Source organism: Embleya sp. AB8 (assembly GCF_049739465.1).
GTDB lineage: Bacteria > Actinomycetota > Actinomycetes > Streptomycetales > Streptomycetaceae > Embleya.
Window position 1 is genome coordinate 72,720 of record NZ_JBMHHY010000012.1, and the last position, 21,344, is coordinate 94,063.

The window sequence follows — 21,344 nt, forward strand, 5'->3', positions numbered from 1 at the left end:
CCGAGCCCGAACCCGAGCGGGGCGACTCACCCCTCCCGCATACCGAAATCCCCCAGTCCCTCCGCCAATTGCTTGAACGCCGCCTCCGCCTCGGCCACCGCCACCGGGTACACCTCGTCGGCGGTGGCGCCGGCGGCCAGTCGTTCGGTGGTCCGGGCGACCAGGATCTGCCGCACGTTGAGGATCTGACTCGCCGCCAGCCGGCAGGCCAGGTCGCCCGGCCGCCCGACCACCCGCTCGAACTCGGCGACCAACAGGTGCTCGTTGCGCTCCCGCATCGCCATCGCGCCGTGCCGCAGCGTCGGGGTGTCCAGGATCAGCCGATGCACACTGAGGATCTTCGGGTCGTCGCTCAGTCCGACGACCGGGTCCCGCTCGCGCAGCGCGGTCAGGAAGTGCCGGCGCAGCGCCTCGATCACATTCTCCCCGACCGCCCGATCCCGAACCACCCGGGCCGGCTCGCCGACGTGTGCCTCCATCGGCGCCAGGATCAGGTCTTCCTTCGCGGGGAAGTAGTTGAACACGGTCATCTTGGACACATTCGCACCGGCCGCGATCTCGGCCACCGACACATTGTCGAAGCCTCGCTCCAGGAACAGCCGTACTGCGGTGTGCCACAGCGCGCTCCGCGTCTCCGACTTCTTGCGCTCGCGCAGCCCGGGTTCCTGGGTCATGGCAGGACTGTACCAGGATGATAAATTGGTCGAACCAAAAGATTGACCCGACCTAAAAATCAATCCTATGGTCCTGCCATGAAGACGACACGGGGTTCGCAGCCGACGCCGAAGACCCCACCGAACCTCCCATCGAGCCCCCCACCGAAAACCACAACCGACACCGCAACAGAGACCACAGCAGAGACCACAACGGACACCCCACCGAACGCCGCGACCGAGCCCGACGGGATGACCGACTTCCAACGCCGCGTCGGCACCATCCTGTGCCTGCTGACGATGGTGCTGGCGATCCTGGACCAGAACATCGTCTCCGCCGCGATCGTCCCGATCGTGCACGATCTCGACCCGGCGCACGGCGTCGACCACGTCGCGTGGCTGGTCGCGGCGTTCTCCCTGGCCGCGAGCGTGGTGCTGCCGCTGTATGGCCGGCTGTGCGACGCGTTCGGCGCCAAGCAGGTCTATCTCGCCGCGATCGGGACCTTCCTGCTCGGCTCGGTGCTGTGCGGACTCGCCCAATCCATGGGCCAGTTGATCGCCTTCCGGGCGATCCAGGGAATCGGCGCCGGCGGCCTGATGAGCGTCACCATGGTCGTCATCGCACAGCTGCGCAAGCCCGGCGACAAGGGCGGATCGAGCGCGCTCGCGGGCATCCTGGGTGGCAGCGGGATGGCGCTCGGGCCGTTCATCGGCGGCGTGTTCGCCGATCACGGCAACTGGCGGATGATCTTCTTCGTCAACGTCCCGCTCGGCGTGCTGATCATCAGCGGCGCGGTGTGGATATTGCGACTGCCCAAGCACACCACCACCGAGACCCGGATCGACTTCGTCGGCGCGGCACTGGTCGCGGTGTTCGCGAGCGCGATGATCCTGGCCTGCCAGTGGGGCGGCACCGAATATGCGTGGGATTCCCCGCTGATCCTCGGCCTGCTGGTCACGACGGTCGTCGGCCTGGCGCTGTTCGTCCGCCGCCAGGCCACGGTCGCCGTACCGATCCTGCCGCTGTCGCTGTTCCGCAGCGCGTACATCCGCAACGGCTTCCTGCTCCAGGGCCTGACCGGCGCCGGGATGCTGGGCACGATCGTCTACCTGATGATGTACCTCCAACTGGCGCGCGGCGTGACGGCCACCGGCGCGGGATCCTACCTGGCCTTCATGGCGATCGGCATGATGATCGCGGGCATCGTCGGAAGCAAGCTCCCCTGGCAGACCCGGACCGGGCTGATCACGGGTACGGCACTCGCCACCCTCACGTTCGCCGCCTTGGCGCTGCTCGGCACGGACACCCCGCTGTGGGTGCTGCGCGGCGAACTCCTGCTTCTGGGCCTCGGGTTCGGGCAACTGGTGGGCCGGGCGATCTTCGCGGTACAGCGGGCCGCGCCGGCGGCGCAGCTGGGCGTCACCACCACCGGCATCCGCTTCTTCCAGTCGCTGACCGGCACGCTGAGCGTCGCACTGTTCGGCACCCTGCTGGGCCGCGCGTTCGCGGCGAAGAGCGACGTCGGCGACATCTCCGCAATCGCCCACCTCGCCCCGGCCGAACACGCCGACGCGGTCTCGGCCTTCGTCTCCAGCGTCGACCTGATCTTCGCGGGCGCAGCAGTACTGATGGCACTCGCCGCGCTCTGCGCATGGCGAATGCCCGACCCCCAGCCACCTACGACATCCACCGAGGAGCTCACCGAACCGGCCCGGGCAACCTGAAGCTCCAGCCCATCCGGCACTCAAGGACAACCAGGCCGGGGGGCCGCACCACAGCCAACCAATCCGGGGCCGAACCGCGCAGCCAACCAAATCCAGCCCGTCCGGCGTTTGAGGACAAGCCAGCCGCAGGCCCGGCAAACCAACCGCAGCCCAACCACGCAACCAACCAAATCCAGCCCGTCCGGCGCTTGAGGACAAGCCGGCCGCAGGCCCGGCAAGCCAACCCGCAGCCAAACCGCACAGCCCACCAAATCCAGCCCGTCCGGCGTTTGAGGACAACGCAGACCCGGCGAGCCAAAACCGCAGCCGCCCGTTGTCCGTCGATCGGTGGACAACCGGCGTCCGTCGTTCGTACGTCCCGCACCCCACCCCCCGCGCGGGATCGTCGAGGCATGACAGGGGAACCCACAGCGCAACACACCGACGCCGAAACGGCGATCACCGTGCGCGGGCTCCGGCGCGAATACCGGGGACGACCGGCCGTGGACGGGCTCGACCTCGACGTCCGTCGCGGCGAGATCTTCGCGCTGCTCGGCCCGAACGGCGCGGGCAAGACCACCACGACCGAGATCCTGGAGGGCTACCGCTCGCGCGACGCCGGCGAAGTGGCCGTCCTGGGCCAGGATCCGGCGACCGCCGGCCCACGCTGGCGGGCCCGGATCGGCATCGTGCTCCAGGAGTCGGCGGACGTATCCGGGCTGACCGTCCGCGAAAGCGTCCGGCACTTCGCGCACTACTACCCCAAGCCCCGCGACCCGGACGAGGTGATCGAGGCAGTCGGCCTGACCGACAAACAAAACGCCCGCGCCGGCGCCCTCTCCGGCGGCCAGCGACGCCGGCTCGATGTCGCGCTCGGCATCCTGGGCGACCCCGAACTGCTCTTCCTGGACGAGCCGACCACCGGCTTCGACCCCGAGGTACGCCGCCGCTTCTGGGCGCTGATCGCCGGCCTGCGGGACACCGGCACCACGATCCTGCTCACCACGCACTACCTGGACGAGGCCGAACACCTCGCCGACCGGGTCGGGGTGATCCGCGCCGGCCAAATCGTCGACGTGGACTCGCCCGAGCGGCTCGGCGGGCGGCACCTGGCCCCGTCGACGCTGCGCTGGCGCGACGCGGAGGGTACGCACCAGCTCCGCAGCACCGCACCCGCCGCCGACGTGGCCCGGCTGGCCGCCCGCTTCGGCGGCGAGGTACCGGAACTGACCGTCACCCGCCCGTCCCTCGAAGACGTCTACCTCGACCTGATCGGAGCCGAGTGATGTCGATGCCGGCCCTCGTGGCGGAACGCACCCGCCTGGAACTCAAGATGTTCGCCCGGCACCGCGAACAGGTGGCGGTGACCTTCGGGATGCCGGTACTGATGCTGGTACTGCTCGGCCTGATCAGCGGCGGCACGGTGGACGGAACGAACGTGCCGCTGAGTCGGGTACACGCGGCGGGCATGATCGCGGTCGGCATCGTCGCCGTCGGCTTCCAGGGCCTGGCCCTCGCGGTGGCCGCCGAACGGCAGGACGGCACCCTCAAACGGCTGCGCGGCACGCCGATGCCGCCCGCGGCGTACCTGCTCGGCAAGATCGCCCAGGTGCTCACGGTCACCCTGGCCCAGGTCGCGGTGCTGCTCGTGGTCGGCGTGCTGTGGCTGGATCTGACCCTGCCGCACGACCCGATGCGCTGGCTGACCTTCGTGTGGGTCTTCGTCCTGGGGGTGACCGTCGCCACACTGTTCGGTCTGGCCGCGAGCGGACTGATGAGGAAGGGCGCCAACGGCGCGGTGATCATCCTGCCCTTCACCGCGCTCCAGTTCGTCTCCGGCGTGTTCGTCAGCTTCAGCCAACTGCCGAACAGCGTCCAGGAGTTCGCCGCCCTCTTCCCGCTCAAGTGGCTCACCCAGGGGATGCGCTCGGTGTTCCTGCCGGATTCGTTCCGGGCGGTCGAGCCGGCGGGCGCCTGGGAGCTGGGACGAGTGGCCCTGGTGCTGGGCGCGTGGGGTGTGGTCGCCTTGGTCGTGTGGATCAAGACCTTCAGGTGGAGCGAGAACGAGCGTTGAGCACAGTGGGCATTCCGGGGGACTACGACCCGGAGGAGCGGGCCTTCGGGACCAGGCTGCTCACCGCGTACCGCTACGCGTACTTCGTCCTCGCCGCGATCACCGCCGCCGAGTTCGCCGGTCACGACCAGCCGATCTGGTGTTTCGTGGTGATCGCCGCACTGCCCGTGGCCTTCTGGGTGATGTTGCCGCCCGGCGTGGATCCGACCGATTGGGACCGACGCGGCCGGGCACACCTGCTGGTCGCGTACGCCGGGGTGATCGCGCTCAGCGCCTCGCGTCCCGACGGAATCCTGATCATGTACCTCCTGATGCCGCTGACCTTCACCTTCATCGAGGCGATGACTGGGGCGTTGCTGGCGTGCATCTGCCTCTTCGGCGTGAACGGCGCGTTCCAGGCCCGGCAGGCGCACTGGGCGCCGGACCGGGTCGTCAGTCTCCTGATCGAGGTGACGGTCGTGCTCGGCTTCAGCTTCATGATGGCCCGGTTGATCAACTGGCTCGCCGACCGGGTGGAGGAGCGCGGGAACCTGGTGCGCGAGTTGGAGGCGACCCGGGCCGAGCTGGCGGACACGCACCACGAGGCGGGGGTGCGGGTCGAGCGGGAGCGCATGGCGCGGGAGATCCACGACACCCTCGCGCAGGGCTTCACCAGCATCCTGATGCTGATCCAGGCGGCCGGGATCACCGTGGACACCGACGCCGAGGCCACCCGCAAGCGGCTGGACCTGGCGGAGCGGGTGGCCCGGGACAACCTGGCCGAGGCCCGCGCCCTGGTCGCCGCCCAGGGGCCGGCCGAGGGCGAGGGCACCATCGAGCCGCTCGCCGACCTGCTCGGCCGAACCGTGGCCGGGCTCGGCGAGGAGTTGGAGATGGCCGCGACGTTCAAGGTCAGCGGCGCCGAGCACGAGTTGTCCTCGACGGTGCAGGTGGTGCTGGTCCGGGTGCTGCAGGAGTCCCTGGCCAACATCCGCAAGCACGCCGAGGCGGGTTCGGTGACGGTGGAGTTGGCCTACCGGCCGTTCGCCACCCGGCTGACCGTCACCGACGACGGACGGGGCTTCGATCCGGGGCCGGGGAAGGGGGGATACGGTCTTACCGGCATGCGAGCCCGACTCGCACAGGTCGGCGGCGAGGTGGAATTGCACTCGACGCCCGGCCGGGGCACGACCGTACGCGTGGAGGTACCGCAGTGATCCGGCTTCTCATCGCCGACGACCATCCCGTGGTGCGCGAGGGATTGGCGGGCATGCTCGCGGCAGAGCCCGACTTCGAGGTGGTCGCCGCCGCCGAGGACGGTGCACAGGCTGTGGACAGGGCCGCCGAACTGCGGCCCGACGTGGTGCTGATGGATCTGCGCATGCCGGGCACCGACGGGGTGACCGCGACCCGGCGGATCGTCCGCGAGTTGCCCGGGATCCATGTCCTGATCCTGACCACGTACGACACCGACACCGACATCGTGCGCGCGGTCGAGGCGGGCGCGACCGGATACCTGCTCAAGGACACCCCCCGGGCGGAACTGGCCGCCGCCGTCCGGGCCGCGGCCCGGGGCGAGACGGTCCTTGCGCCGCCGGTGGCGGCCAAGCTGGTCACCCGGATGAAGGCGCCGGTCCGGGACGCGCTGAGCCCGCGCGAGACGCAGGTGCTCGGCCTGGTCGCGCGCGGGATGACCAACGCCGAGATCGGCCGCGAGTTGTACATCAGCGAAGCCACGGTCAAGACACACCTGCTGCGTACGTTCAACAAGCTCGGCGTGGACGACCGCACCGCCGCCGTCACGGTGGCCATGGCGGACGGGTTGTTGCCGGCGGCGGGCGGCTGAGCCGAAACCCGGTCGGGGATCGGTCGGGATCGGTCGGGATCAGTCGGGGATCGGTCGGCGGACAGCCGAGCCGGGGCCTATTCGGCGACCAGGCGCGCGTACCGGCCCCGGTGGAACAGCAGCGGCGCAGTGTCCCGCGGCAGGTCCAGGGCGGTCACCGCGCCGATCACGATCACGTGGTCCCCGCCGGGCAGTTCGTGCGCGATGTCGCACTCGATCCAGGCCAACGCGCCGGCGAGCCGCGGTGCGCCGTTGTCGGCGGGGGTCCAGTCGACGCCGGCGAACTTGTCGCCGCCGCTGCGGCCCATCGCGCGACAGAGGTCCTGCTGGTCCTCGGCCAGGACGTTGACCACGAACCGGCCCGCCGTGCGGACCCTGGGGTAGGTGGTCGAGGTGAGCGCCGGGGCGATCGAGATGTACGCCGGGTCCAGGGACAACGACGTGAACGACTGGCATGCCATGCCCACGGGTACGCCGTCGTGGCTCGCGGTGACCACCGTGACGCCGGTCGCGAAGTGGCCCATGACCTGGCGCATCCGCGCCTGATCGAGCCCGGCCGACGACGACGTCCTTGCGTTGGACATGGCTGCCCCCAGGGATCCGTGGCCGGAGATGACCACCGGTGAATATGACTATTAGTCGTATGCCTGTTTGTCCCCGCCATTGAACGGCGGATCTGACGAACCGTCAATAACGTGGCGTGCCTCCCATCCGGTGATCACCGCCACCTTGACGGCCCCTTTCGGCGCGTTCGGGAACTTAGGCGTGCGTGCCACACGTCCGGATCAGTAGCAGTAGCGTCGTCCGCGACGTCACACACCTCTGGAAGGACACCATCCATGGCCGTGAGCCTGAGCAAGGGCGGAAACGTATCTTTGACCAAGGAGGCCCCGGGCCTGACCGCGGTCGTCGTCGGCCTCGGCTGGGACCTGCGCACCACCACGGGTGAGGACTTCGACCTCGACGCGAGCGCGATCGTGGTCAACACGACCGGCAAGGTCTACTCCGACCAGCACTTCGTCTTCTTCAACAACATGAAGACCCCGGACGGCAGCGTCGAGCACACCGGCGACAACCGCACCGGCGCGGGCGAGGGCGACGACGAGCAGATCAAGGTCAACCTCGCCGGCCTGCCCGCCGACGTGGACAAGGTCGTCTTCCCGGTCTCGGTCTACGACGCGGAGACCCGCAAGCAGTCCTTCGGCCAGGTCCGCAACGCGTTCATCCGCGTCCTCAACGCGGCCGACAACACCGAACTGGCCCGCTACGACCTCTCCGAGGACGCGTCGACGGAGACCGCGATGCTCTTCGGCGAGCTCTACCGAGCGGGCACCGACTGGAAGTTCCGCGCCCTCGGCCAGGGCTACGCCTCCGGCCTGGCCGGAATCGCAAAGGACTTCGGCGTCAGCGTCTGAGCCTGCGGCCTCCATTTTGGCCTCATGCGCCGGCCGGGCTGTCGATAGCCCGGTCGGCGTTTGAGGCCAACGCAGCGCAAGCAACGCCCGGGGTCGGCCGAACACTTTCAGCCCGGCCGGCGTTTGAGGCCACTCAGCCCGGCCGGCGCATGAGGCCAACGCAGCGCGACCAACGCCCAGGGTCGGCCGAACACATCCAGCCCGGCCGGCGTTTGAGGCCACTCAGCCCGGCCGGCGCTTGAGGCCAACGCAGCGCGACCAACGCTCAAGGTCGGCCGAAGACATCCAGCCCGGCCGGCGCATGAGGCCAAGTAGCCCGGCCGGCGCTTGAGGCCACCCCGGGACACCGGCGTGTTCAGTCGGCCCACGTGTAGCCGACGTAGTTCTCGGCCAGCGAGTCCATCGCCGCCTCGGAATCCGCCACATAGGCCAACTGGGCCAATTGACAACGCTGCTCGAACTCCGCCGCACCCGGGTCGAGGTGCAAAAGCGTCGTCATCCAGTACGAGAAGTGCTCGGCCCGCCAAACCCGCCGCAGACACGTGTCGCTGTACGCGTCCAGCCCACCCCGCGAACCCCGCTCGTACCACTCGCCGACCGCGTCACCCAGCACCCGCACATCCGCCATCGCCAGATTGAGCCCCTTGGCCCCCGTCGGCGGCACTATGTGCGCCGCGTCGCCGGCCAGGAACAACCTGCCGAAGCTCATCGGCTCCGCCACGAAGCTCCGCATCGGCGTGATGCTCCGCTCGCTGATCGGCCCCTCGTCCAACGTCCAGCCCGGCAGCGCCAACCGCTCCCGCAGCTCGGCCCAGATGCGCTCGTCCGGCCAGTCGGCGAGGTCCGCGTCCGGGGCCACCTGGAGGTAGAGCCGACTCACCTCCGACGACCGCATGCTGTGCAGCGCGAAGCCGCGTTCGCTGTACGCGTAGATCAGGTCGTCCGTCGACGGCGCGACCTCGGCCAGGATGCCCAGCCAGGCAAACGGATGGACCCGCTCGTACGTCCTCAGCACGTCGGCCGGGATCGCCGCCCGGGACACCCCGTGGAAGCCGTCGCAGCCCGCGATCAGTTCGCAGTCGAGCACCTCCTCGACCCCGTCCCGCACGAACCGGACCCGCGGCGCGTCCCCGTCGATGCCCTCGATCGAGGTCACCGGCGCGTCGAAGTACAGCCGCGCTCCCTCCGCCACCCGCTTGGCGATCAGGTCCTTGACGATCTCGGTCTGCCCGTAGACGGTGACCGATCGCCCGCCGGTCCGGCTCGGGAAGTCGATGTGCCGGTCCGTACCCGCGAAGCGCAGATGGATCCCGTGGTGCACGAGGCCCTCACGATCCAGGCGATCCGCCGCACCGGCCGCACGCAGGACATCGACCGTGGCCTGTTCCAACATGCCCGCACGCTGCCGCCGCTCGCAGTAGTCCCGACCGCGCGCCTCCAACACCACCGTGTCGATCCCCCGGTCGTGCAGCAGTTGCGACAGGAGCAGACCCGCCGGACCCGCACCGATGATCGCGACCTGTGTCCGCATCCGCCCGCTCCTCGTCCCGCCGGTACCGATCCGCCCCAGGCTCGCCCATCGCGCGCACCGGCCACCCGCTCCCCTTCCGGTGACCGGAAACCCGGTACGGCGGGCGGAGTTTGGCCCGCCCGGGTCCGGCAAGGCATGAGATGTCGAGCACACACGGAAAGCTCCGAGATAGCCGGAAATACGGAGTAGATCCGCGGTTCCACCGAAAGGCACCACCCGAGATCGAGACCCACCATCCGGGAGTCCCCGTGAACACGACCACGACCACGACCGTCATCCTGATCGTGGTGATCGTCCTCGCCCTCGCCGCCGCGGCCGGCCTCGCGGGTCGCCTCGTACTGCGCCGCAGGCACCTGCAAACCCGCTTCGGCCCCGAGTACGACCGGGCCATCGAACAGTACGGCGACCGCCGGGTGGCCGAGCGCGACCTGACCGACCGCGAGCGCCGGCATCGTGAGCTGGACGTCAAGCCGCTGGACCCGGCCGCGTGCGACGCGTACGCCGCCGAGTGGACCGAGGTCCAGGAGCGGTTCGTCGACGCTCCGGACGACGCGGTCCAGGCGGCCGACGAGCTGATCACCCGGCTGATGCACGAACGCGGTTACCCCACCGGCGCGCACGACAAGCGCATGGAACTGCTGTCCGTCGAGCACGGCCACACGCTGGAGCACTACCGCACGGCACACGAGATCGCCCGCCGCAGCGAGGCCGGCCACGCCGAAACCGAGGACCTGCGCCTGGCCATGATCCACCACCGAGCCCTGTTCACCGACCTACTCGGCCGGCCGTACCACCGCCCGCGCGCAATGCCCACCGACGCACCGCCGATCCCGGTCGACACGACCGAGCCGAACCACAACTGACCGGCGTACACCCGCACCACCGCGCACCACCACCAAGGACGGTCGTACCGCCGCGCACACCGCCACGGCCCCCGCAGGAACGGCGCCATCGCCCAGTCGTACCGGACGAGAGGACCCACACCGATGCGCAAGCAGAATCCGCCGACCGGGCCGAGCGCCACCGGTCCCGGCCGCGACGACGCGCCCGTCGTCGAACGCGGCGACCGAAACCGCGCCACCCGGCAGGCGCGCGTGACCGACAGTCCCGGCCCGGGTTCCGACGGGATACCGCCGGCGCCCACCGAACCACCGCCGACCCCGGTCGCGCTCCCGCCGGAACCGCACCGACCGCACGACGACGTGGAGCCCTATGGCACGTCGGTACTGCCGGTCCGGGTCGTCGGGAAGAGCGCGCCACCCGCCCCCTCGGGCCCGCCCGCGAGCCGAACTCCCGCGCCCCGCACGGCCACCGCCCGCAAATCGACGCGCCGCACCGCCGTGCACGCCGAACCCCTGCTCGACCGGGACACCGGCGACGAGTTGCAGGCCCGCTTCCGGGAAACCCTGGTGGCCTTCGTGGACGGCCCCTCGGACGCGGTGTCCGACGCCGACGAAGTGGCCGCGCAGATCGCCAAGTCGGCCGTGGACGCGATCCAGGTCCGGCGCGCCGAACTGGACCAGATCCGGCGCGCGGCCGGGGACGACACCGAGCAACTGCGGCTCGCGCTGCACAAGTACCGGGCGTTCGTCCAGGCCATGCTGAAGCTCTGACCGCCGCACGCGCGGAGGGAGCCCGGGGGCGGGGGCCTGGGCGGGACTGTCACCCACGTAGGGGACCATCACCCACGTGGGTGACAGTCCCCGCCCGCGCCCTCGTCCCCACCGATGTCCCCGCTGCCCGACCAGTGCAGTGCCACATCCCGCGACAAGGCCCGAGCCGCCGTCGTCACACTCGGCACCAACCGCCGCAGATCGGCCGTCCGCCGCCCGGTCACCAGGGACAACGCGGCCACCACCGTGTCATGCCGATCCCGAATCGGCGCCGCCACCGAATGCGCGCCGACGGTCATCTCCCCGGACGTGGTGGCCACACCACTTCTCCGTACCTCCGCCAAACACTCCCGCAGCCGGCCCGGGTCGGTGATGGTGCGCCCGGTATGCGCCGCGAGCGGCCCGCCCAACACCCGCTCCCGCAACTGCCGGGGCGCATAGGCGAGCAGCACCTTCCCGACCCCCGTCGCATGCAACGGCAACTTGGTACCCACCCGAGTGACGATCGGCATCGACCGGGTCCCGCGCAGCCGCTCCAGATACAGCGCCTTGCCGTCCCGCAACACCGCAAGCTGCACATTCTCATGCGTAGCCTCGTACAAATCTTCCATGTGCGGCAGCGCCAAATCCCGCAGATCGGTCGCGGCATGCGCCTGCGCGCCGATGTGCCAGAGCTTCATCCCAACCCGATACGACCCATCATCGAGCCGCTCCAAAAACCCACCGCCCACCAACTCCCCCACGAGCCGATGCCCGGTAGCCAACGCCAGATCGGCCCGCCGACAAACCTCGGTAAGCGTCAACCGCCCATCCCCGGCCGCAAACGCCCCAAGAATGGCCATCACCTTGCCGGCAACCGACACGGGCGCCATCAACACACCTCCAAACTCACCAACCCCCAATCCCCCAACCCAACCAAACCCCAACCCCACAAACCACCCAACACCCAGCCGACCACAATCCCGATCAGCCAAACCAACAATCCAGCCCATCCGACACCGGAAGCCAAGCCGGCCGCAGCTCAACCCACCGACTCAGCCCAAAAACCCAGCCCGTCCGCCGCTTGAGGCCAAGCCCACCGCAGGCCCGGCACACAGCACCACAGCCCAGACCACCGAGCCCACCAACACCCAACCCACCAACCGCAGCCACCCACGGAACCGGCACAAGAACCCAGCCCGTCCGGCGCCCGAGGACAAGCCCACCCCAGACCCGACGCACCGCACCGCAGCCCACCCGGCCGAGTCACCGCAATTCCAGCCCGTCCGGCGCTTGAGGACGAGCCGGCCGAAGGCCCGGCACACAACACCGCAACCCAACCCGCCAACTCAGCCCAAAATCCAGCCCGTCCGGCGCTTGCCGACAAGCCAGCCGCAGGCCCGGCACACCGCACTGCAACCCGCCAACTCAGCCCAAATCCAGCCCGTCCGGCGCTTGAGGACGAGCCGGCTGCAGGCCCGGCACACAAGACCACAGCCCAACCCGCCGAGTCACCGCAAAAACCAGCCCGTCCGGCGCTTGAGGACAAGCCGGCCGAAGGCCCGGCACACAACACCGCAACCCAACCCGCCAACTCAGCCCAAATCCAGCCCGTCCGGCGCCTGAGGACAAGCCCGCCGCAGGCCCGGCACACAAGACCGCAACCCAACCCGCCAACTCAGCCCAAATCCAGCCCGTCCGGCGCTTGAGGACAAGCCCGCCGCAGGCCCGGCACACAAGACCACAGCCCAACCCGCCGAGTCACCGCAAAAACCAGCCCGTCCGGCGCCTGAGGACAAGCCAGCCGCAGGCCCGGCACACAACACCGCAACCCAACCCGCCAACCCAGCCCAAATTCCAGCCCGTCCGGCGTTTGAGGACAAGCCGGCCGCAGGCCCGGCAAGCCCGCCCACCCAACCGCAGGCCGGCCTACTCCCCCAGCTCCCCCCGCACCCGCTCCGCCACCCCGAACGCGCTGTTCGCCGCCGGCACCCCGCAATAGATCGCCGCCTGCAACAGCACCTCCTTGATCTCGTCCCAGCTCAACCCATTCGTGCGCGCCGCGCGAAGATGCATCGCCAACTCGTCCATGTGGTTGCGCGCCACCAACGCCGTGAGCGTGATGCAGCTCCGCGTACGCCGATCGAGTCCCGGCCGAGTCCAGATCTCCCCCCACGCATAACGCGTGATCAGATCCTGATAGTCGGCGGTCAATTCGCTCGTCCCCGCGACCGCCCGGTCCACGTGCGCGTCACCCAACACCTCGCGCCGGACCCGCATCCCCTCCGCGTACGCCTCCGGGTGACTCACCGCGCGCCCCTCCACATGCCCCTCCACACGCCCCTCCGCGTAACCCCCACGCGACCCTCCACGTGCCCCTCCGCGTGACTCACCGCGCCACCCCCGCCACCCTCGCCAGATGCGCCGTCATCGCCGCCGTAACCACCTCGGCCTGCTCGATGTTCGCCAGGTGCGCCGCATCCTCCACCTCGACCAACGTCGCACCCGCGATCCCGGCAGCCAGTTCCCGGGCGTGCGGCATCGGCGTGGACGGGTCCCGCGAAGCGCCGATCACCAACGTGGGCGCGGTGATCCGGCCCAACTCGCCCCGCAGGTCATAGCCCGCGAGCGCGTCGCAGCAACCCGCATAGCCCTCCGGCGGACACGCGTACAACATGTCCAGGACCCGCTGCACCGCAGCCGGCTCCCGCTCCACATACTCCGGCGTGAACCACCGTCGAATCACCACATCCGCCAGCTGCCGCATCCCCTCGGCCCGCACCGTCGCGGCCCGCTCCCGCCATGCCTCCGGCGCGCCGAAACACGCCGACGAACAACACGCGATCAGCGCGGTCAACCGCTCGGGGTGATGCGCCCCTATCCACAGACCCACCGCACCGCCCAGCGAGACACCGCCATAGGCGAACCGCTTGATGCCATACGAGTCGGCCAGCGTGAGAACGTCACCCACCAGATCGCCGACCGAAGCGGTCCCCGGCACCGGGTGCGACCTCCCGTGCCCGCGCAGGTCGTAGCGCAGCACCCGATACTCCCGGGACAACTCCGGAATCTGCGCGTCCCACATCCCCAGTTCGGTGCCGAGCGAGGGGCCCAGTATCAGCACCGGAGCGTCGGCGGGACCGTCGAAGCGGTGGTTGAGCGTGGCGATCGTCATTGATCCTTCTCTTCGTGCGCGTGGAACACGGTGCGGTGGTGCGCGAGCGCCCGGTCGAGCAGCGCCGGGGCCGAGCCGAGGTAGGCCGCCGGGTCGAAGACCGCCTCGTCCAACCGCCCCAGCAGATCACGAAGGTGCCGGCCGGTCCGCGCCGAGGTCCCCGATGCCTCGCCGAGCATCCGCCGCGCCTCGTCGCGACCCACCCCGACGGCCAACTCCGCGGCCAACCGCTCGGACACGATGCGCCCGTGGGTCAGCTCCAGATTGGCCCGCATCCGGTCCGGGAAGACCACCAGCCCTTCGGCCAGTTCGGCCGCCGTCTCGGCCGCGCCACCGGCCAGCCGCAGCGCCGCGCGCAACGGTTGCCACTCGGCGTGCCACGCCCCGGCCGGCCGCTGATACTCGGCACCTGCCATCGACGCGGCCAGGATCGACCCGTACCCGGGCAGTTGCCGCGCGGCCGACACGATCAGCACCGACAACACCGGATTACGTTTGTGCGGCATCGCCGACGATCCACCACGCCCCGCGCCCGCGCCCGCCGGCTCGGCCACCTCGCCCACCTCGGTCTGCCCGAGCAGCGCGACATCCCCCGCGAACTTCCCCAGCGCCCCGGTCACCTGGGCCAGCGCGCCGGCCAGGTCCAGAATCGGCGTACGCAGCGTATGCCACGGCAACACCGGCTCGGCCAGCCCGAGTTCGGCCGCGAACGGCCCGAGCAGCGCGATCCCGGACGCGCCGAACGAGGCCAGCGTGCCCGCCGCACCACCGAGCTGCGCGGGCAACGCGTCCCGAACCGCACGGGTCCGCGCGTACGCGTCGCCGACCAGCACACACCACCCGGCGGCCACCAGCCCGAACGTCGTGGGCACCGCGTGCTGCGTGAGCGTACGACCGGCCTGCACGGTGTACCGATGCCGCTCGGCCAACCGGGCCAGCGCGGCGGCGGTCCGAGCCAGGTCGGGCAGCGTGACGTCCAGGGCCCGGGCGGCCACCAGCATCGCGGCGCTGTCCACGATGTCCTGGCTGGTCGCGCCCAGGTGCACATGCTCGGCGGCGGCCGGATCGAGCGCGCGCACGGCCGAGGTCAACTCGCGCACCAGCGGCACCACCGGATTGCCCGCCTCGCGGGCCCGCCGAGCCAGGTCGACCGCCTCGAAGCGGCCCCGGGCGACCACCGCGTCGATCGCGGCGGCGGAGGCGGGCGGGATCAGCCCGATCCGGGCCTGGGCCCGGGCCAGCGCGGCCTCCACCTCGAGCAGCGCCCGCAACTGCGCCGCGTCGCTCGTGGCCGCCTCGACGGCGGTCCCGGCCCGAACCGGCTCAAGCAGCCCGGCGTCCATAAAACCGGCATCGCCACCGGCATCGCCACCGCCGGCAGCACCAACGTCAGCGTCAGCGTCAGCGTCAAACAGCAAGGAAAACCGTCTCCCGCTCGCCCTGGATACGCACGTCGAAGCGGTAGGACCCCGATTCCTCCCGCACCGCGATCAGCGTCTCATGCCGGGTCGCCGGAACCACCGAGAAGAGCGGGTCCGCGCGTCGGTCGTCCTCGGGGAAGTACACCCGGGTCACCGCCCGACGCAACATGCCGCGCGCGAAGACCGACATGGCCAGATACGGATTGGCGTCGCCGCCGGCCGCACCGGGTCGCAGGGTGCTGAACGTGTACCGGCCCAGCCGGTCCACCGCCGCCCGCCCCCACCCGGTGAAGGTCGCCCCGTCCCGCGCGAACGAGCCGGGCGCCTGCGGAAGTCGGCCCGCCGGATCGGCCTGCCAGATCTCCAGTACGGCATCCGGAACCGGCACACCGGCCCCGTCGTACACCGTCCCGTGCACCCGAATCGCCCCCGGTACGTACGGCGGCACCAACTCCGGTCCCCCCACGAACGGCAACGCGTAGCCGAAGAACGGCCCGACGGTCTGCGCCGGCGTCAGTCCACCGTCCCGGTTCGGCGTACCGCTCTCCGCGTCGCTCGGCCACGTGTTCACCGGTGGTCCTCCCTCGGGGTCGCGCTCGCGCCGCCGAGCACGATGTCCCACCGATAGCCCAGCGCCCACTCGCTCTCGGTGGTGTCCAGGTCGAACCCGGCGATCAACCGCCGTCGGGCCCGCTCGTCCCGAACCGAGTTGAAGATCGGGTCGTGGACGAACAGCGGATCGCCGGGGAAGTACATCTGGGTCACCAGACGCTGCGTGAAGGCCGTGCCGAACAGCGAGAAGTGGATGTGCGCGGGCCGCCACGCGTTGTGGTGGTTGCGCCACGGGTACGCGCCGGGCTTGATCGTGACGAACCGATAGTGCCCGTCGGCGTCGGTCAGGCAACGACCGGCGCCGGTGAAGTTCGGGTCCAGCGGGGCCGGATGCCGATCGCCCGAATGCCGGTAGCGGCCCGCCGCGTTGGCCTGCCACACCTCGACGAGCTGACCGGCCAGCGGCCGGCCGGACTCGTCGAGCACCCGCCCGGTGACCACGATCCGCTCGCCGAGCGGTTCGCCGACATGCTGCCGGGTCAGGTCGAAATCCGCGGGATGTACGTCGGCGGGGCCGAAGACCGGCCCGGTCAGCTCGGTGTCGCCACTCGGCGGGATCACCAACGGCTGGGCGGGGCTGCGCAGTTCGGTGCTCTTGTAGGCGGCGAACGCGAACTCGGGCAACCGGCGCGGTGGTTCGCCGGGCACGGATCGATCCGGTGGGCCGGCGACATGCGCTTGGCCGGTGCTCATCAAAGGTTCCCTCACTTCACTTCTCCAGCGTGACGGCGAGGCCCTGCCCGACGCCGATGCACAGCGCGGCCAGCCCGAACCCGGCGCCGCGGCGGTGCAGTTGGTGGGCGAGCGTGCCCAGGATCCGGGCGCCGGAGGCACCGAGCGGGTGGCCGAGGGCAAGTGCGCCGCCGAGCGGGTTGACCACGGCCGGGTCCAGCTCCGGCCATTCGCCGAGGCAGGCGAGCGACTGCGCGGCGAACGCCTCGTTGAGCTCGACCATGTCCAGGTCGGCGAAGCCGCGACCGGCCTTGGCCAGCGCCCGGCGGGCCGCCTCGACCGGGCCGATGCCGAAGTAGCGCGGGTCGACGCCGTGCACCCCGCTCGCGGTGATCCGGGCGAGCGGCTCCCGGCCGAGTGCGCGCAGGCCCGCCGCGTCGGCCACCAGGACGGCGGCGGCGCCGTCGTTGAGCGGCGAGGCGGTACCGGCGGTGATCGTGCCGTCCGGACGGAACGAGGGTTTCAGACCGGCCAATACCTCGGGCGTGCTGCCGGGTCGGATCGACTCGTCCCGGGGCAGTTCGACGCCGGGAACCGGGACCACCTCGGCGGCGAACGCACCGGCGGTCCAGGCCGCGTCCGCCTTGGCATGCGAGGCAGCGGCGTAGGCGTCCTGGGCCTCGCGGGTCACCCCGTGCCGCGCGGCCAGTTGTTCGGTCGCCTCGCCCAGGCCGACCGTCCACTCGGCGGGCATCCTCGGGTTGACCAGCCGCCAGCCGAGCGTGGTCGAGTGCAGCGTCTCGTGGCCGGCGGGATAGCCGTTGCCCGGCTTGGCCAGCACCCACGGCGCGCGCGACATCGACTCGACGCCGCCGGCGACCACGATCGACGCGTCGCCGACCGCGACCGCGCGGGCGGCCTGGATCACCGCCTCCAGGCCCGATCCGCACAGCCGATTCACCGTCACGCCGGGCACCGAGGTGGGCAGCCCGGCGAGCAGTACGGCCATCCGCGCCACGTCCCGGTTGTCCTCACCGGCTCCGTTGGCCGCGCCGAACACCACGTCGTCGATCCGCGCCGGATCCAACTCGGGCGCACGGTCGAGCAGGGCGCGCAGCACGGTCGCGGCCAGGTCGTCGGGCCGTGTCCCGGCCAGCGCGCCGCCGTAGCGACCGATCGGCGTGCGTACGGCATCCACGAGGTAGACGTCCTCGAGCCCGTTCATACAGCCTCTCTCCCCTGCGCACCGGCGGCGATGTCCCTCCCACACGGTGCCGCCTCCAGGCCGCCCGCCCCTCGCCGGCATTCCACTCAGCGGAAACGAGACCGGAAGCGAAAGCGCCGGCGAGCCAAAACGTCTCGGCACGGCCGACGACTCACCACGCACGCGCAGGCCAGCTCCACACTCTCCGACCCGAAGCTCAACGCGACCCGGGGCCGGATGTACATCCACTTCCCCGGCTGAACCAACCACGCCCGGCCGGCCACATGCAGCTACGGCTGCCGTTACCGCTACCGCTACCGACTACCCACGCAGTGGCAGCGGCAGCGGTACCGCCGGCAAGCCGTCGATGCTGGCCACGTTGTACGGCTTGTTGCTCGTGTACTCGACGAACTCCTCGTCCGTCTTGCGCGACATGAACTCCTCGTGCAGCGTGCGCTCTTCGCGGTAGTCCATGAACGGCACCGCGTAGCCGCACGTGTCGCTGATCAACTTGGCCCGAACCACCACGACCGCGCGCAGCCCGTCCGCGTCCGCGTCGCCGAAGCGCGCAACCAGGTCGGTGAAGCGTGGGTCGTCGCGGAAGACCGCCTCGCCGACGCCGTGTACCCGGACGATTTTCGGCGGGCCCTCGAACGCGCACCACATCAGCGTGATCCGGCCGTTCTCCCGCAGGTGCGCGATGGTCTCGGCGTGGCTGCCGCCGAAGTCCAGGTAGGCCACGGTGTGTTCGTCCAGGATGGTGAGCGTGCCGGCGCGCCCCTTGGGCGACACGTTGACATGGCCGTCTTCGGCGAGCGGCGCGCTCGCGACGAAGAAGACCGGCTGGGCCTCGATGAACTTACGCAGACGGTCGTCTATGTGCGCATACGTCTTCCCCATATCGCCATTATCAAAGCCGAAATCAATCAAGCCCACCAAATACCCGAAGAATCTCGCCCCCCGGACACCGCCTCCGGGCCACATCAGGCCGCCCCGAAGCCTCAAAAACCCCAGCCATCGCACCCGAGGTGACGGGTGGGCGGGTGGGCAAAACAACCCCGAACCACCGCCCGCACAAGCGCCAGCGCCGAGGGCGCCACCGACACCGCATCACAACCGAGCCGGACCAGGTGCGGCAACACCGCCGGATCCGCCGCCGCGTCCCCGCACAACGACACCGCCCGCCCATGCGCGTGCCCCGCCCGGATCGTCCGCGCGATCGCGTCGAGCACACGTGGATCGGCCGCCGACGCCGGCGTCAGCCGCGGATCGTCCCGGCGCAACCCGAGCAGCCGCGAGGTCAGGTCGTTGGTGCCCAGCGACAGGAAGTCGGCGTGCTCGGCCAGGTCGTCCACCTGGTCCAACACCTGGGGCAGTTCGACCATCGCGCCCAGCGGCGGCGGTGCCAGCCCCAACCCGGCACACGCCTCGGCCAACAACACACGGACATGCTTGATCCGCCGGGGATGGTCGACCATCGGCAACAGCAGCGCCACCTCGACCCCCGTATCGCTCGCCGCCCGCATGACGGCGCGCAACTGCGCGAGCAGCGCGTCCGGTCCGGGCAGCGTGATGCGCCGGTCCCGCAGGAACGGCGGACGTTTGTCGCCGGTGAAGTCGAAGGTGCGGACCACCACCGGCCCCGGCGGCACCGCGGCCAACACCGGCGCCAACGCGGCCACCTGCCGCTCCTCGTCCGGCCAGCCGAACTCCTCGGCCAGGAAAGGCAGTTCGGTACGCAGCAGGCCGACCCCCTCGGAACCCTCCGCGCCCGCCGCGAGGGCGTCCGTCACGGTCGCGACATTGGCCCGGACCCGGATCCGGCGTCCGTCCCGGGTGATCGCCTGCCCCGCCCCGCCGCCGGGCACCCGCCGAGACGCCGGGATGGTCCGCACCCGGGCACCCGCGTTGACCTCGACCGTGCCCGCCTCGCCGTCCACCAGGATCAGCTCCTCGGCCAGCTCGGCCAGCGCCGCTACCGGGATGCCGAGCACCAGCGGAATCCCCAACGAGCGGGCCACGATGGCCAGATGCCCGGTCGGTCCACCCCGCTCGGACACCGCCGCCGCCGGCCGCACCCCACGCAGCAGATCCAGCGCGGCCAACTCCGTGCCGACCAGCACCGCCGGCGCCCCGCCCGGCAATCGACCCCCCGTCGGATCCTCGCCGCGCAACAGCGTCTCGGCCTGCCGGCCCACGTCGCGTACGTCCACCGCGCGCTCGGCGAGCAGCTCGTCGTCGAACCCGGCCACCAGCTCGGCGAATTCGTGCACCGCAGCGGCCAGCGCGTCGATCGGCGCGAGCCCGGCCGCGAGTCGGCGGGCCGCGCCGTCGCGCAGTTCCCGGTCCCGGGCGATCAGCGCGGCGAACTCGACGACGTCCGCCTCCGCCGCCCGCCCCCGGGTCCGCAACGCCCCGGCCAGGTCGTCCATATGCCGGGCCACCGTGTCCAACGCCTCGGGGATCCCGGCCGGCGGCGGCGTGGCCGGCACCCCGCGCGGTTCACCGACCCGGGCCACCACGAGCCGGCCGACCGCGGAACCCGGCGCGACGCCCGTACCGCGCAACACCGCGCTCACCCGAGCCGGATGCGGTCGTGGCCGGCCCAGTGCAGCTCTCCCACGGTGCGTCCTCTTTTCACTTGACCCAAACCGCCCACGTCGCCCACTTCGCCCGACTCGCCCGCACCTCGGCACGCGCATTCGTAGGCGCGCGAGTTCGGCCGAACACCGGGCAACCACCCGGTCCCGCGACACAGTCTGCTGGACGCACAATCCGTGTCCAGCCGAGCCACCCGCAACGAAGACCGTCGGAAACGGACGGAGACGGACGGAGACGGACGGAGACGGTGAAGCGTACGGAAGGGGAAGTGGGGGCGCGCCCCGCCTCGGGTCAGGCCGGGTCGTCGGCCTCTCGATAGCGCACCGCCGAGAGATCGTCGACGAACCGGCCCATCAGCGCGCCGAGTTGCGCGAGGTCGTCGTCCGTCCAGCCGGACAGTGCCTCCTCGAAGTGCCGGTCGCGCACCCGGCGCAACCGCCGCACCACACCTCGGCCCTTGGGGGTCAGGCCGACCCGGGTGATCCGCCCGTCGCGCGTGTCCGTGGTCCGGGTGACCAGCTCGTCCGCCTCCAGCTTGCGCAGCTCCCGGCTGACCAGCGACATGTCCATCCGGGCCAGCTTGGCCAGATCGCCGATCGCCAGCCCGCCGCCGCCCGCCTGCAAGCGAGTCAGCAGCACCACGGCGGGCTGCGAGACCTGCGCCCGCGAGGCGGTGGTCAGTTCGCCGTGCACGCGCCGGCTCTGCTGGAGCCGGATCAGCCGTTCGAGGGTGGTCTGGACGTGGTGCCGCGACTCGTGTCGTTCCGGCGGGGAAGGCGGCTCGGCTGACGGGGGCACTGGACGTGTCCTCCAGAAGGGGAGCAACGCCATACGGTTTCGTATGGCGGAGTCGGGCGTTCCACAG

General features: G+C 70.9%; 21 protein-coding genes and 1 pseudogene. 8 read left to right on the forward strand and 14 right to left on the reverse strand.

The features are described 5' to 3' along the window. Nucleotides 1–26: 26 nt before the first annotated feature. Nucleotides 27–674 carry a TetR family transcriptional regulator gene (locus ABIA38_RS18725; protein ID WP_424639821.1) on the reverse strand — a complete coding sequence of 216 codons (648 nt, stop codon included), beginning with the start codon at nt 672–674 and terminating at the stop codon, nt 27–29. Nucleotides 675–905: 231 nt separating this feature from the next. Between ABIA38_RS18725 and ABIA38_RS18730 the strand changes: the two genes are divergently transcribed. From ABIA38_RS18730 to ABIA38_RS18750, 5 genes are all read left to right on the forward strand, one after another. Continuing rightward, entirely contained in the window at nt 906–2,378 is a 1,473-nt protein-coding gene (locus tag ABIA38_RS18730; protein WP_424639822.1) for an MFS transporter, read from the forward strand. Between the two features lie 392 nt (nt 2,379–2,770). After that, the gene (locus ABIA38_RS18735) at nt 2,771–3,643 is read left to right on the forward strand and encodes an ABC transporter ATP-binding protein (protein ID WP_424639823.1); all 873 of its coding nucleotides are present in this window, start codon (nt 2,771–2,773) and stop codon (nt 3,641–3,643) included. Continuing rightward, nucleotides 3,643–4,431 carry an ABC transporter permease gene (locus ABIA38_RS18740; RefSeq protein WP_424639824.1) on the forward strand — a complete coding sequence of 263 codons (789 nt, stop codon included), beginning with the start codon at nt 3,643–3,645 and terminating at the stop codon, nt 4,429–4,431. Before ABIA38_RS18735 ends, ABIA38_RS18740 begins: the two co-directional genes overlap by 1 nt. 5 nt (nt 4,432–4,436) lie before the next feature. Continuing rightward, entirely contained in the window at nt 4,437–5,627 is a 1,191-nt protein-coding gene (locus ABIA38_RS18745; protein ID WP_424640058.1) for a sensor histidine kinase, read from the forward strand. After that, nucleotides 5,624–6,256 carry a response regulator transcription factor gene (locus ABIA38_RS18750; RefSeq protein WP_424639825.1) on the forward strand — a complete coding sequence of 211 codons (633 nt, stop codon included), beginning with the start codon at nt 5,624–5,626 and terminating at the stop codon, nt 6,254–6,256. Before ABIA38_RS18745 ends, ABIA38_RS18750 begins: the two co-directional genes overlap by 4 nt. Before the next feature lie 77 nt (nt 6,257–6,333). Here ABIA38_RS18750 and ABIA38_RS18755 read toward each other — a convergent pair whose 3' ends face one another. After that, the gene (locus ABIA38_RS18755) at nt 6,334–6,840 is read right to left on the reverse strand and encodes a flavin reductase family protein (protein ID WP_424639826.1); all 507 of its coding nucleotides are present in this window, start codon (nt 6,838–6,840) and stop codon (nt 6,334–6,336) included. Nucleotides 6,841–7,095: 255 nt separating this feature from the next. Between ABIA38_RS18755 and ABIA38_RS18760 the strand changes: the two genes are divergently transcribed. Further along, the gene (locus ABIA38_RS18760) at nt 7,096–7,671 is read left to right on the forward strand and encodes a TerD family protein (protein ID WP_424639827.1); all 576 of its coding nucleotides are present in this window, start codon (nt 7,096–7,098) and stop codon (nt 7,669–7,671) included. 355 nt (nt 7,672–8,026) lie between these two features. Here ABIA38_RS18760 and ABIA38_RS18765 read toward each other — a convergent pair whose 3' ends face one another. Continuing rightward, complete coding sequence (locus tag ABIA38_RS18765; RefSeq protein WP_424639828.1) at nt 8,027–9,202, reverse strand: 4-hydroxybenzoate 3-monooxygenase; 1,176 nt, start codon at nt 9,200–9,202, stop codon at nt 8,027–8,029. A 248-nt stretch (nt 9,203–9,450) separates the two neighbouring features. Here ABIA38_RS18765 and ABIA38_RS18770 point away from each other — a divergent pair, with 248 nt between their 5' ends. Next, nucleotides 9,451–10,065 (forward strand): hypothetical protein, encoded by a 615-nt coding sequence (locus ABIA38_RS18770; protein WP_424639829.1) that lies wholly within the window; start codon nt 9,451–9,453, stop codon nt 10,063–10,065. Between the two features lie 123 nt (nt 10,066–10,188). Beyond that, entirely contained in the window at nt 10,189–10,815 is a 627-nt protein-coding gene (locus ABIA38_RS18775; protein ID WP_424639830.1) for a hypothetical protein, read from the forward strand. A 68-nt stretch (nt 10,816–10,883) separates the two neighbouring features. Here ABIA38_RS18775 and ABIA38_RS18780 read toward each other — a convergent pair whose 3' ends face one another. From ABIA38_RS18780 to ABIA38_RS18830, 11 genes and pseudogenes are all read right to left on the reverse strand, one after another. Further along, the gene (locus ABIA38_RS18780; protein WP_424640059.1) at nt 10,884–11,495 is read right to left on the reverse strand and encodes an IclR family transcriptional regulator; all 612 of its coding nucleotides are present in this window, start codon (nt 11,493–11,495) and stop codon (nt 10,884–10,886) included. 39 nt (nt 11,496–11,534) lie between these two features. Further along, a pseudogene (locus ABIA38_RS18785) lies at nt 11,535–11,807 on the reverse strand (helix-turn-helix domain-containing protein); the annotation flags it as partial. Nucleotides 11,808–12,723: 916 nt separating this feature from the next. Continuing rightward, a complete protein-coding gene (gene pcaC / locus ABIA38_RS18790) occupies nt 12,724–13,104 on the reverse strand; it encodes a 4-carboxymuconolactone decarboxylase (RefSeq protein ID WP_424639831.1) in 381 nt (126 codons plus the stop codon). Between the two features lie 79 nt (nt 13,105–13,183). After that, the gene (gene pcaD / locus ABIA38_RS18795) at nt 13,184–13,969 is read right to left on the reverse strand and encodes a 3-oxoadipate enol-lactonase (protein ID WP_424639832.1); all 786 of its coding nucleotides are present in this window, start codon (nt 13,967–13,969) and stop codon (nt 13,184–13,186) included. Continuing rightward, nucleotides 13,966–15,312: a 3-carboxy-cis,cis-muconate cycloisomerase gene (gene pcaB / locus ABIA38_RS18800; RefSeq protein ID WP_424639833.1), complete on the reverse strand. Its 1,347-nt coding sequence runs from the start codon at nt 15,310–15,312 to the stop codon at nt 13,966–13,968. Before pcaB ends, pcaD begins: the two co-directional genes overlap by 4 nt. Before the next feature lie 64 nt (nt 15,313–15,376). Then, the gene (gene pcaG, locus ABIA38_RS18805; protein ID WP_424639834.1) at nt 15,377–15,961 is read right to left on the reverse strand and encodes a protocatechuate 3,4-dioxygenase subunit alpha; all 585 of its coding nucleotides are present in this window, start codon (nt 15,959–15,961) and stop codon (nt 15,377–15,379) included. Next, nucleotides 15,958–16,695 (reverse strand): protocatechuate 3,4-dioxygenase subunit beta, encoded by a 738-nt coding sequence (gene pcaH / locus ABIA38_RS18810; RefSeq protein ID WP_424639835.1) that lies wholly within the window; start codon nt 16,693–16,695, stop codon nt 15,958–15,960. Before pcaH ends, pcaG begins: the two co-directional genes overlap by 4 nt. A 16-nt stretch (nt 16,696–16,711) precedes the next feature. Further along, entirely contained in the window at nt 16,712–17,899 is a 1,188-nt protein-coding gene (locus tag ABIA38_RS18815; RefSeq protein ID WP_424639836.1) for a thiolase family protein, read from the reverse strand. 300 nt (nt 17,900–18,199) lie between these two features. After that, entirely contained in the window at nt 18,200–18,778 is a 579-nt protein-coding gene (locus ABIA38_RS18820) for a pyridoxamine 5'-phosphate oxidase family protein (RefSeq protein WP_424639837.1), read from the reverse strand. A gap of 101 nt (nt 18,779–18,879) precedes the next feature. Next, on the reverse strand, nt 18,880–20,448 hold the full coding sequence (locus tag ABIA38_RS18825; RefSeq protein ID WP_424639838.1) for a putative PEP-binding protein: 1,569 nt from the start codon (nt 20,446–20,448) through the stop codon (nt 18,880–18,882). A gap of 322 nt (nt 20,449–20,770) precedes the next feature. Next, the gene (locus ABIA38_RS18830) at nt 20,771–21,277 is read right to left on the reverse strand and encodes a MarR family winged helix-turn-helix transcriptional regulator (protein ID WP_424639839.1); all 507 of its coding nucleotides are present in this window, start codon (nt 21,275–21,277) and stop codon (nt 20,771–20,773) included. Between the last annotated feature and the right edge of the window lie 67 nt (nt 21,278–21,344).